Below are 12,693 nucleotides of genomic sequence, written 5' to 3'. Positions count from 1 at the left end.
TATCAATCTATAATTGCTTTTTTAACTCCAATTTGTTGCCCATTTACGTAAATACCTACAATGTACATTCCAGAGGAAAAATGACTTAAATCTAAATTTAAAGATTTATGCATTGGTTTAGCCTTAATTGTCATTATTAATTGACCAGACATATTAAACACCTGTAATTGAACATTTTTATAATCTTCAATAAGATGCAATTGAAAACGACCTGTTTTTGAAGGATTTGGATAGAGTTTTTCTGTTAACAAATCTGATTTAAACACTTTACAGTACCCAGTTTGTATTACTCCTATCTCGCAGCAAATGGTTTCACACTTATAACTGCCATAAGCAACTATCTTTACCTGATCCAAAGCAATACTCCCTTTTAAAACAACATTCATTTCTTTTTTGTTTCCAACAGCTATTTCTTTCGAATCATATCCCAAATAAGATATGATTAAGGTGTCGCTAGCCTTAGCATTTATTTCAAAATTGCCATCAAAATCAGATATTGTTCCTTTATCTGAATGTTTTATGATGATATTTGTCCCTACAAGTGGTGCTTCTTTATCAAAAACGCTTCCCTTAATTTTTGTTTGTGAAATTAATGTGCAGAAAGAGAACACGCAGCATAACGTAATTATTAGTTTCATAATTTAAAATTTTGGTTTATACTTCAAACCTAGATGAAACTATTTTTCTGAGAAAGAATGAATGAGTGTATGCAACCTTTTAATTCGTAAACTGTCCTTAATAGAAAATACTTTTAAATGAAAAACGATTTATGTAAGAGTATTTTTATATTAGCATTTTAACCTTTTAATTTTAACAACATGAAAAAATTAGTATTAGTAGTAGCATTTTTCGCTTTTGGCCTTATTGATGCTGAAGCGCAAGTAGAATACAAGGTAATTACAAGTGTAGAGTCTATCGTACCAAGTGGTATTGGTCGTTCTAGAATCGTGAGTGCAAATGAGAAGAAAGATTATAAAGAGTACACCTCAACTCAAACTGAAGAGGATAATACGAGAAACAAATCTAAACGTGGTGAAATTAGAGTTAAGGATTTTGATGAAACTAAACTTTTGAACTTCTTTAATCTGGGAGGTATTCGTTTTCAAAATATTGCGGCGAATGATGCTTTGATTACGTCTAAAATAAATACAATGATCGAAGAAGGATGGGATTTAGCATTTGTAACTAGTGCCGTAGAAAGTGCTGGCTATAAAGATGGACAAGGGATTTTCATCACAAGGTATATTTTTAAAAGAAACAAATAAAAACCTTAAATGCTGAAATAAATTCAAAATAGCATACAAGACAAAAAAGCCTGTTCTATCAAATAAGAACAGGCTTTTTATATTTATCAGATATTAAAAATTAACCATTGATAATCTTTTCCTGATGGTTAATAGATTCTTGGTGAATCGCCTTAAACATCTTCAATATAAATTCTTCACTCAAACCATGATCTTGACCTTCAAGTACCATACGTCCTAAAATTTCATTCCAACGTTTGCTCTGTAAAACAGCAACATTCTTTTGCTTTTTAAGGGCACCTATCCCATCTGAAGCCTTCATTCTGGTTCCAAGCAATTCAATAATTTGATTGTCTACAACATCAATTTGAGCTCTTAAGTTATCCAAAGCACTGTTATACTCTGCTTCAGCATCCGTTTCCTTTCTAATTTTTAAATCTTCCATAATCTGAACTAATGTTGATGGCGTTACCTGTTGCGCCGCATCACTCCAAGCATTATCAGGATCAATGTGCGTTTCAATCATCAAACCATCAAAGTTTAAATCCAAGGCCGTTTGAGACACATCAAAAATCATATCCCTTTTACCTGTAATGTGCGAAGGATCATTAATTATCGGTAAATCCGGAAATCTTCTTTGTAACTCAATAGCCAATTGCCATTTTGGTTTGTTTCTATACTTTGTTTTTTCATAAGTAGAAAACCCTCTGTGTATTACCCCCAATTTTTTGATGTTAGAAGAATACAAACGCTCAATAGCGCCTAACCATAGCGGTAAATCTGGGTTTACAGGGTTTTTCACCAAAACTATTTTATCTGTTCCCTCTAACGCATCAGCAATTTCCTGAACAATAAACGGACTCACCGTAGAGCGTGCCCCAATCCACAATAAATCAATATCATGCTCCAAGGCTAACTTCACATGTGCCGCATTAGCAACCTCAGTGGCTGTTTTCATCCCAGTTTCTTCCTTCACTTTTTGTAGCCATTTTAGGCCCAAATGCCCCACGCCTTCAAAGTTCCCTGGGCGAGTTCTTGGTTTCCAAATACCGGCTCTATAGTAATTTACGTCAGTATCTTTTAACTCATGTGCAATTTTTAAAACCTGCTCTTCTGTCTCGGCACTACACGGGCCTGCAATTACTAACGGATGATCTAATCCTAAATCATCCAACCAAGTTCTCATTTCTTTTTTGTTTTCCATTTTTACTTAATATTTAGCCGTTATGGCTATGTCATTTACTATTTAATTCTTGTTGTCTAATCACATTTATTTGGGCGTTACGCCTCCTATCCTCGGCGTCGGGCTTTCACTACTCAATCCCTCCTTCGTCGGGGATATCAAACATGCCGTTCAATCCCTAACGCGGGCAAGTCTACAAACATCATTCCTTCACCCTTATTTGTCTCCTGTCTCCTGTCTCCTGTCTCCTGTCTCCTGTCTCCTGTCTCCTGTCTCCTGTCTCCTGTCTCCTAAACCTTTAAATTATCCCATTCAAAATATCCTTAATATGATTGGTGTTTTTCATCTCCTCATAAATTGCTTCAAAATTATCATCCTTCATTAATTCCTTAAAATGTGTAAGGTTATTAATATACTCGTCCAATGTTTCAATTACATTAGTCTTATTCTGCTTAAAAATAGGCGTCCACATCTCTGGCGAACTTTTTGCCAAACGTACTGTTGATGCAAATCCACTGCCAGCCATATCAAAAATATCACGTTCGTTTTTTTCTTTTTCAATTACCGTTTTCCCTAACATAAACGAGCTGATATGTGACAGATGTGATACATAAGCAATGTGCCTATCGTGCTCCACAGGATTCATATATCGAATACGCATACCTATATCTGTAAACAACTTCAAAGCCTTTTCCTGCAACTTAAACGTTGTTTTTTCAACCTCACAAACAATATTAGTTTTCCCGACAAACAAACCCTCAATCGCAGCCGTTGGTCCAGAATGTTCAGTACCTGCTATGGGGTGCATCGCTAAAAAATTTCTGCGTTTTGGGTGGTTTTCAACAACTTTGCAGATATCTTCTTTCGTTGAACCTGCATCCACTACCAAACCTGTATCAGATATCTTATCTAAAATAGTTGGTAACAATTTTACTGTAGCATCCACAGGAATAGAAACAATTACCAAATCAGCATTTTCAATATCATCCAAAGTGGCTTTTTCATCAATTAAGCCCAACTCCAGCGCTTTGTTGAGGGTGGCATCTTTTCTACTAATACCATGAATTACAGTATCTGGACGATGCTTCTTGATATCGATAGCAAGACTGCCTCCTATTAAACCAACTCCTATGGCGTATATATTCTTCATATCTATTTTACTCGGGCTATAGCTTCCTCTAAAATCTCAGTTGATGCACAAAGCGAAAACCGAATATATCCTTCACCCTGACTGCCAAAAATAGTTCCTGGCGTAATGAATATATGGTTGTTCTTTAATACGAGGTCAATAAATTCTTCAGATTTTAGATATGGTGGTAATTTTGCCCACACAAACATGCCTGTAGCGTTCTTATCATAAGTACAGTTCAACGCTTCGGCCAATTTCCATACCAAATCACGGCGCCTTTTATAAACGCTATTAAGCGTTACAAACCACATTTTAGAACATTTTAAAGCCTCAATAGCTCCCTTTTGAATGCCATAAAACATCCCAGAGTCCATGTTGCTTTTCACTTTTAAAATATTGCTGATGTGCTCACTATTGCCTAAAACCATCCCCACACGCCATCCAGCCATATTAAACGTTTTACTCAACGAGTTTAACTCCAAACACACATCTTTCGCGCCTTCAACACTTAAAATACTCCTCGGGTTATCGTTTAAGACAAAGCTATACGGATTATCATTAACGATTAAAATATTATTACGTTTTGCAAACGCCACCACATCCTCAAAAACCGTTTCTGTAGGCGTTGCACCTGTTGGCATATGCGGATAATTTACCCACATCAACTTCACTTTGCTTAAATCTGTTTGTTCTAAAGCTTCAATATTTGGCATCCAATTATTACTCGCATCCAAATCATAAGTTACAATCTTAGCACCTACCAATTTGGTAACAGCTTGATACGTTGGGTATCCAGGATTTGGGATCAACACCTCATCTCCTTCATTTAAATATGCCATAGAAATGTGCATAATACCTTCCTTACTGCCCATGAGTGGTAGTATTTCATTTGTAGCATTTACGTTTACCGAAAAATGCTCCTTGTAAAACGCTGCCATGGCCTCTCTCAATTCGGGCAACCCTTGATATCCTTGGTATTTATGTGCTGTAGGATCAGCAAGACTTCCAGAAATAGCATCAATTACTTTTTGAGGTGGCTGCAAATCTGGACTTCCAATTCCTAAATTAATAATTGGTTTTCCACTAGCCATAAGCAATCCCACCTCTCGTAGTTTTTTTGAGAAGTAATACTCTTCAACTGTATGTAATCGCTTTGCTACCTCAATCATAACTTAGCATTTTTGTATTCACCTAGTAATTTAAAATTCTGTCCCATTATTTCAATAACCGACTTTGCTTTTAAAAAATCTGCATACGCATCAAAAGTTACATCCACAAAAAAGGCATATTTCCAAGGTGTTTCAATGATGGGCAAAGATTGAATCTTCGTTAAATTCAATTTACAATCACTCATCACATTTAAAATAGTTGCCAAACTACCACGCTTATGATCTGCTTCAAACTTAATGGATGCCTTGTTTATCTCGTGCTCTGGCACTTCAGAATTTGTACGTTTCACCACTGCAAAACGAGTTTCATTATGCTTAATAGTCTGTATGCTGTGCGCTAGCACATCCAATTCAAAAATATCTGCAGCCAAAGTACTTGCAATGGCTCCAATACTTTTCAAACCTCCTTTTTTAATTCGCTCCGCAACCTCAGCTGTATCCTTATCTTCAACAAGTTTTATGTGCGGGTGCTCCTTAAAAAACTCCTTACATTGTAATAACGCCATTGGGTGCGAATACACCTCTTCAATATCATTAATACTTTGGTTGGGCAAAGCCATCAAATTATGCTGAATATCCAAATAATGTTCACCAACAATATGCAATTGATAATCGTCAATTAAGGCGTAATTTGGTATAATAGACCCCGCAATGGAATTTTCCAAAGCCATAATTGCGGCATCACACTCTCCATCAATCAGTGCGTCCACCACTCTACCAAAGGTCATGCACTCAATAATATCCACAGGTTTATTAAAATACTCCTGAGATACAATATGGTGAAAACTCCCTCTAATTCCTTGTATGGCTACGGTATTAATCATAAAAAAAGTCTCGATTTTCATCGAGACTTGTATTTAAATATATTGTTACTTAATTATACACACAACGTCTCGATTTCTCTACTGAAAAAGAAATAAAAAAAGTTAAAATATGTATAATACGTTGTTGTTCTCATAATTACGACGGCTAAAGTAAATAATATTTTAAGAAATCAAAATACAATAAAACCTTTTTTCCTGTTTTAGTAAAAGATTTAAAGATTTTACAGTAAAATTCAAATTACATTACATAATCACTATTTTTGACAAACATTTTCGGAATATGTCTATTGAAGTAAGCAACATATCAAAACTTTACGGAAACCAAAAAGCATTAAACACCATTTCTTTTAGTGTTGATCGCCCTGAAATAGTTGGGTTTCTTGGACCAAACGGTGCTGGAAAATCTACGATGATGAAGATTTTAACCACCTATATCCAACCATCCTCAGGAGAAACAAAAGTAAATGGGTATGGAACCGATACAACTCAAAACATTCAAAAAAGTGTAGGGTATTTACCAGAACACAACCCGCTATACCTTGATATGTATATCAGGGAATATTTGGCCTTCAACGCCAGTATCTATAAAGTTGAGAAATCTAGAATTACCGAAGTTATTGAAATGACGGGGCTCACTCCGGAAATTCACAAAAAAATAGGACAATTATCAAAGGGCTATCGCCAGCGCGTGGGTTTAGCTACCGCCTTACTGCATGATCCAGAAGTTTTAATTTTGGACGAACCTACAACGGGCTTGGACCCCAACCAATTGATTGATATTCGCAATCTCATTAAAACCATTGGCAAAACAAAAACTGTGTTTCTTTCCACTCATATCATGCAAGAAGTGGAAGCTATGTGCGACCGCGTTATCATCATTAACAAAGGCGAAATTGTAGCCGATAAAAAACTTAAAGATTTAAGGGACGAAAAAGAACAAACCGTTATTGTAGAGTTTGATTATCGTGTAGAAGACGCCTTCTTATTAAAACTCCCAAAAGTTGAAAAGGTGGTAAATACTTATGATTTTGTATATGAAATAACCTTTAAAACTTCAGAGGATATGCGATCTTACGTGTTTGATTTTGCCCATGACAATCAATTAAAGATTTTACAATTAAACCAAAAGAATGCGAGTTTGGAATCGCTCTTTAGAGAATTGACCAATTAAAGTTTTAAGACATCACTCATTAGCACTTTATTTCTAGCCTTAGGAAATACCTTTTCAATTCTAAAAAAACAAGCACGTTAATGGTTCCTATATTTTCTTATATTTTGATATGTAGGTAAAAAATTTATGCTACTAGAGTTTATTTCGGGAAAAACCAATAAATTTGAATCAGATGAAAACAACTGTGTATTTCATATCAAAAAACACTAATAAACTTAACGTATAAAATAAAAAACAATACTAAAAACATCCCATTAATGTATGCTTACCCTTATTAGTGTTGGCAAACAAAAGGCTTAAAATCGTTAATAGATTTTACGTTACAAACTAAAATAATCTTAATTAAAACTTAAAACATGAGTATCTTAAACACATTTAGTTTAGAAGGAAAAACAGCTTTGGTTACTGGCTGTAAGAGAGGCATAGGAAAAGCCATGGCCATTGGTTTAGCTGAAGCTGGTGCAAATATTATTGGTGTGTCTACATCGCTGGAATTGTCTGGAAGTGATGTTGAAAAAGAAGTACAAGCTGTGGGCAAAAATTTTAGTGCATATCAATGTGATTTTTCAGATAGAAAATCGTTATATAAATTCATTGAAGCCGTAAAGGCGGATCATCCACAAATAGATATTTTGGTTAATAACGCTGGTACAATTTTAAGAACACCTGCCGCTGAACATCCCGATGAAATGTGGGATAAAGTTATTGAGGTAAACCAAAACGCACAATTCATCCTTACAAGGGAAATAGGGAAAGAAATGATAAAAAGAGGCTCTGGTAAAATTATTTTTACAGCTTCATTACTTACTTTCCAAGGAGGTATTACCGTTCCTGGATATGCAGCAAGTAAAGGAGCTATAGGGCAGTTAACCATGGCTTTTGCTAACGAATGGGCTGGCAAAGGTGTGAATGTAAATGCCATTGCTCCTGGCTATATTGCCACAGATAATACTGAAGCCTTAAGAAAAGACCCTGTACGTGCTGAATCTATTTTATCTAGAATCCCTGCTGGGAGATGGGGCAAACCAACAGATTTTGCTGGACCAACAGTATTTCTTGCCTCAGAAGCTGCGTCGTATATGAATGGTACGATCGTAGTAGTTGATGGCGGCTGGATGGGGCGCTAAACCATTAAGTAAAAGTTTGTCTACTTGTCTCGATAAGTAGACAAACTTTTAACATACAAACTCACAAAACATAGGCATAACTTCTCCTTTTTTTTGAGGTTACAAATTGTCAAAACAAAAAGCCTCTCACGGTTTTATTCCCATAGTCTATTCATAATGTAATGATCTTTTTTTCTTATCATCTATTATAGAATGTGTTGTAACATAAATTCCCCATACATTATATGGTAAAGGTGTTGAATTAAATTTGCTAAAAAAATCTATTGCATTAAAGAGAATGCATGACAAATATCATATTCACAACAGATATATCGCATTAATTTTGCCCAAAATATAAAATGATAACTCCAATATTAATAATTGTGATAAGTTATCTTTGTAAGACTTCAAAACTTGAAAAATGAGTAAAGGAATTTACGTAGCCACTATAGAGCCAAATAGTGGAAAATCCGTTGTAGTTCTTGGTTTAATGCGTATGCTTTTAGGTAAAACTGCAAAAGTCGGCTATTTCAGACCTATTATAGAAGATACTAAGAATGGAGATCCGGACAACCACATTAATACCGTTGTATCCTATTTTGAACTTGACATAAACTATAAAAAGGCTTTTGCCTACAAAAGAAGTGAAGTTTTAGAGCTTTATAACAAGGGGAAGTCTGGCGATGTTATAGATCATATTATCAAAAAATATAAATACTTAGAAGAGCGATTTGATATTGTATTAGTTGAAGGAACCGATTTTTCACACGAAAATTCCAGTTTAGAACTAGATATCAATATGTTAATTTCTAAAAACCTCGGACTTCCAGTTATTATTGTGTCCAAAGGTGATGGCATTGAACTATCTGAAATTGTGGATAATGTTCAGCTAGCACATGACACTTTTAAAGAGGAAGTTGATGTGCTATCAATAATGACTAATAAGGTAAATATTGACGAGGTACAACAACTAAAAACATTATTACAATCTCGAATAAAATCAGGAACCGATATTACTGTTATTCCTAAGATTAAAAGTTTATCCAGTCCTACGCTAAAAGAAATTATAAAAAAACTTGATGGTAGAGTACTCTTTGGGCAGAATATGCTGAATAACCAAGTTGATAATTTTAATGTAGCCACAATGCAATTACGAAATTATCTTAATCGTCTCACCGATGATTGCTTGGTAATTACAGCAGGTGATAGAGCTGATATTATCTTAGGTGCTCTACAAGCACATGTCTCAAAAAATTATCCAAAAATCTCAGGTATTATCTTAACTGGTGGGTTAACTCCAGAAGACACTATTTTAAAACTAATAGAAGGTGTATCAACCGTTGTACCAGTAATAAGCGTAGACAAAGGAACCTTTATTGTAGCCAATGAAATTGGAAAAATTCGATCTAGGATATATGCAGAGAACATCGAAAAAATAGAAACATCTATTGCTACCTTCGAAAAATACGTGAATACAGATAAATTGGCAAATGATTTAATCACGTTTAAGTCGGACATCTTCACACCAAGAATGTTCCAGTACACGTTGTTGCAACGCGCTTTAAAAAACAAAAAGCATATTGTACTTCCTGAAGGATCAGACGACCGTGTTTTGAGAGCCGCTTCTAGATTATTAGATGCTCACGTTGTGGACTTAACATTAATCGGTGACGAAACTATCATCAAAGAAAAAATTGAGAAATTAGACATCCCACTTGATCTATCAGAAATCAATATAACATCACCTTTAATGTCGCCTCACTTTGAAGATTATGCGAATACGTTTTACGAACTTAGAAAGCACAAAAATGTGAATATGGACATGGCTCGTGACGCAATGGCAGATGTGTCCTATTTCGCCACTATGATGATTTACAAGGGGCATGCAGATGGCATGGTTTCCGGAGCTGCACATACCACAGCGCATACATTGCGCCCTGCGCTGCAATTCATAAAAACAAAACCAGGCGTAAACATTGTATCGTCCGTATTCTTTATGTGTTTAGAAGACAGGGTTTCAATTTTTGGAGATTGTGCTATCAACCCAAACCCAAATGCTGAACAATTGGCTGAAATAGCCATTTCTTCCGCAAAAACGGCAAGAGATTTTGGCATTGAGCCTAAAGTAGCTATGCTATCCTACTCCTCTGGAGCATCGGGTAAAGGCGAAGATGTGGATAAGGTGAGAAAAGCAACTGAAATTGCTAAAGCTCAAGAGCCAGAGCTAAAAATAGAGGGTCCAATTCAATATGACGCTGCTGTAGATTTAAGAATAGGTAAAAGCAAATTACCCGACTCTGAAGTTGCTGGACAAGCCAGTGTTTTAATATTCCCTGATCTAAACACAGGAAACAATACCTATAAAGCAGTACAAAGAGAAACTGGGGCTTTAGCCATTGGTCCAATGTTACAAGGACTAAACAAACCCGTTAACGATTTAAGTAGAGGCTGTACTGCTGACGATATTTACAGCACAGTAATTATAACTGCTATTCAAGCACAAGATTTGTAATATGCAAGTACTAGTATTAAACTCAGGAAGTTCTTCACTAAAATTTCAACTATTCTCAATGCCAGAAGAAACTATTTTGTGTTCTGGCATCGTTGAACGAATTGGTTTTAAGGATGCAAAATTCAAATTCAATACTGAAAAAGATTCTATTGAGGTTGTTCAGGCTATTCCAAATCACAAAGTAGGTTTAGAGCTTTTGTCCAAGCAGTTATTAAACAAGGACACAGGCATTATAAAATCTGCTGATGATATTGATATTGTTGGGCATCGTGTGGTTCATGGTGGTAAGCATTTTAGTAATACAACAGAAATTACAGAGACTGTTAAGTCAAAAATAAAAGCTTTATCTTCCTTAGCTCCTTTACACAATCCTCCAAATTTAGAAGGGATTGAAGTTGCCGAAGCGATTTTCCCCAATGCCAAACAAGTTGCAGTTTTTGATACCGCGTTTCATCAATCCATTCCTGAACATGCCTATAAATATGCCATTCCAAACGAATATTTAGAAGAGCATAGCATTCGTTTATATGGATTTCACGGTACAAGCCACAAATATGTTTCAGAAAAAACAATTGAGTATTTAGGAAAACAAAACTCTAAAATTATTACTATTCATCTTGGAAATGGATGCAGTATGACCGCCGTAAAGAACGGACAAAGTATTGACCATACCCTTGGGTTTTCTCCTGTTAACGGATTAATTATGGGAACACGCTCTGGAGACATTGACCCATCTATCATTTTCCATATGGCCGAACGTTTTAAACTGAGTTTGTCCGAAATCAATACAATTCTTCAAAAGAAAAGTGGGATGCTAGGCTTAACAGGACATAGTGATTTGCGCGAAATTGAAACTAAGGCGGAAACTGGCGATAAAAACTCTCAGTTGGCACTTTTTATGAATGCCTATCGTATTAAAAAATATATAGGAAGTTATGCTGCTATAATGAACGGACTGGATGCGATTGTATTTACGGCTGGTATTGGTGAAAATTCAATCAAAACCAGAGAACGTGTTTGTGCAGAATTAGATTATTTAGGTATTGTTTTGGACAAAGAAAAAAACAATATAAGACCAAATAAATTAGCTGATGTTAGCGCCGCGTCTTCAAAAGTTAAAGTATTGATTATCCCAACTAATGAAGAATTGGAAATCGCAAAGCAATCCATAGCATTATTCAAAGATTAGGCGTCCTTTATACAATTCCTCAACATCTATAGTAGCTGGGGTATTTACTGAAATAACGTTTCCAGTACTGAAGATTTTACCTTTAATTTCCTGTTGCGGATTTACAATGATGTCATTTGAACTACGTTGAAAAATAGTGACATTTTGGGCCACTAAATCTCTGGCTTCAAATCTTGAATCACCACCAGCCAAATTCACATTCAAACTGTTAGTAGCACCAGAAATATAGGCAATAGACAACCCATTAAATACAGTACTGAAGCTGTTACTATCTATCTGAAGAACAAAATCGCCAACCGTAAATGTATCTGGAACATTGAAATCTTCAGAAAGAATATTAATTGTTGGATAGGTTAAAACACCGTCAGATCTTATATCATACTGTGTAGAACTTCGTATTTCAGTAATGTTTGGTGAAGTGACATATACTTTTGTAATACCATAATCACGCACATAATTGCAGGTATTGTTATCGGTTAAAATAAGTCTTGCAGATTCAACCTTAGCTTCCACATCATTTAATAGATTCTTTCCGGTTTCTATGACCACTTTTTGTTCAGGACCATCTTTCAAAATCAACGCTATATCCCTGTTCACCAAAATTTTGTTAAACGCATTCAAAACCACTTCCTCCTGAACGATATTTCCAGTTTTCTGAAAACAATCGTTTGCGTTCTCACTGTCACAGGCAAAAACTAAAACTATTAGTATGATATATTTTATGCTTTTCATTCCTTACGATTCTTTCACAGCACTCCCTTTTTCGTCCATTTGTAAAAATGGATTAAACGCTATTTCCCATAAATTTTTGTCTAAATCAGACACATAACCACTATAGCCTCCCCAAAAAACATCTTCAGGTGCTTTTAAAATGGTGACGCCTTTTCGTTCCAGTTCCGAAAACAACTTATCAACCTCTTCTTTAGACCTTGTATTATAGGCCAAAGTAACCCCTTTAAAACCATTTCCTTCATGGGGTACCTGAGCGTCTTCTGCTAGTTTTTCTCTGGGATAAAAAGACAATAATATCCCATTTAGCTGAAAGAACGAAATGTCATTATTACTAGACGGCATCTTTTCCCAACCAAAACTATCTTCATAAAATAAAGTAGCCTTTTTCAAATCTTTCACACCTAATGTTACTATAGTTAATCGCTGATCCATAA

Annotated in this window: 12 protein-coding genes; 5 read left to right on the top strand and 7 right to left on the bottom strand. The window is 35.4% G+C overall.

Going from position 1 to position 12,693, the window contains the following annotated elements; genetic code table 11:
• Positions 1-2 precede the first annotated feature (2 nt).
• Positions 3-638, bottom strand: coding sequence for a carboxypeptidase-like regulatory domain-containing protein (locus EYD45_RS11125; RefSeq protein ID WP_130964627.1), 636 nt, complete (start codon positions 636-638; stop codon positions 3-5).
• A gap of 180 nt (positions 639-818) precedes the next feature.
• Between EYD45_RS11125 and EYD45_RS11120 the strand changes: the two genes are divergently transcribed.
• Positions 819-1,265, top strand: a complete 447-nt coding sequence (locus EYD45_RS11120) for a hypothetical protein (protein ID WP_130964626.1) — start codon at positions 819-821, stop codon at positions 1,263-1,265.
• Positions 1,266-1,365: 100 nt separating this feature from the next.
• Here EYD45_RS11120 and EYD45_RS11115 read toward each other — a convergent pair whose 3' ends face one another.
• The 4 genes from EYD45_RS11115 to EYD45_RS11100 form a co-directional block, all read right to left on the bottom strand.
• Positions 1,366-2,448 (bottom strand): bifunctional 3-deoxy-7-phosphoheptulonate synthase/chorismate mutase type II, encoded by a 1,083-nt coding sequence (locus tag EYD45_RS11115; RefSeq protein ID WP_130964625.1) that lies wholly within the window; start codon positions 2,446-2,448, stop codon positions 1,366-1,368.
• A gap of 277 nt (positions 2,449-2,725) precedes the next feature.
• The gene (locus EYD45_RS11110) at positions 2,726-3,577 is read right to left on the bottom strand and encodes a prephenate dehydrogenase (protein WP_130964624.1); all 852 of its coding nucleotides are present in this window, start codon (positions 3,575-3,577) and stop codon (positions 2,726-2,728) included.
• A 2-nt stretch (positions 3,578-3,579) separates the two neighbouring features.
• On the bottom strand, positions 3,580-4,725 hold the full coding sequence (locus EYD45_RS11105; RefSeq protein ID WP_130964623.1) for a pyridoxal phosphate-dependent aminotransferase: 1,146 nt from the start codon (positions 4,723-4,725) through the stop codon (positions 3,580-3,582).
• A complete protein-coding gene (locus tag EYD45_RS11100; RefSeq protein ID WP_130964714.1) occupies positions 4,722-5,549 on the bottom strand; it encodes a prephenate dehydratase in 828 nt (275 codons plus the stop codon). The genes EYD45_RS11105 and EYD45_RS11100 overlap by 4 nt, the downstream gene beginning before the upstream one ends.
• A 280-nt stretch (positions 5,550-5,829) precedes the next feature.
• Between EYD45_RS11100 and gldA the strand changes: the two genes are divergently transcribed.
• From gldA to EYD45_RS11080, 4 genes are all read left to right on the top strand, one after another.
• Complete coding sequence (gldA, locus tag EYD45_RS11095; RefSeq protein WP_130964622.1) at positions 5,830-6,720, top strand: gliding motility-associated ABC transporter ATP-binding subunit GldA; 891 nt, start codon at positions 5,830-5,832, stop codon at positions 6,718-6,720.
• A gap of 362 nt (positions 6,721-7,082) precedes the next feature.
• Entirely contained in the window at positions 7,083-7,847 is a 765-nt protein-coding gene (locus EYD45_RS11090; RefSeq protein ID WP_207303311.1) for an SDR family NAD(P)-dependent oxidoreductase, read from the top strand.
• 400 nt (positions 7,848-8,247) lie between these two features.
• Positions 8,248-10,338, top strand: coding sequence for a phosphate acetyltransferase (pta, locus tag EYD45_RS11085; protein ID WP_130964620.1), 2,091 nt, complete (start codon positions 8,248-8,250; stop codon positions 10,336-10,338).
• A 1-nt stretch (position 10,339) separates the two neighbouring features.
• On the top strand, positions 10,340-11,527 hold the full coding sequence (locus tag EYD45_RS11080; protein ID WP_130964619.1) for an acetate/propionate family kinase: 1,188 nt from the start codon (positions 10,340-10,342) through the stop codon (positions 11,525-11,527).
• Here the strand turns inward: EYD45_RS11080 and EYD45_RS11075 are convergent.
• A complete protein-coding gene (locus EYD45_RS11075) occupies positions 11,513-12,259 on the bottom strand; it encodes a head GIN domain-containing protein (protein ID WP_130964618.1) in 747 nt (248 codons plus the stop codon). The genes EYD45_RS11080 and EYD45_RS11075 overlap by 15 nt on opposite strands.
• A 3-nt stretch (positions 12,260-12,262) precedes the next feature.
• Positions 12,263-12,691 (bottom strand): VOC family protein, encoded by a 429-nt coding sequence (locus EYD45_RS11070; protein WP_130964617.1) that lies wholly within the window; start codon positions 12,689-12,691, stop codon positions 12,263-12,265.
• Positions 12,692-12,693: the final 2 nt, after the last annotated feature.

Origin of the sequence: Hyunsoonleella flava, assembly GCF_004310325.1 — a bacterium.
Classification (GTDB): Bacteria; Bacteroidota; Bacteroidia; order Flavobacteriales; family Flavobacteriaceae; genus Jejuia; species Jejuia flava.
Note: the sequence above shows the minus strand (reverse complement) of the source record. Positions and strands in the feature narration are given on the sequence as shown.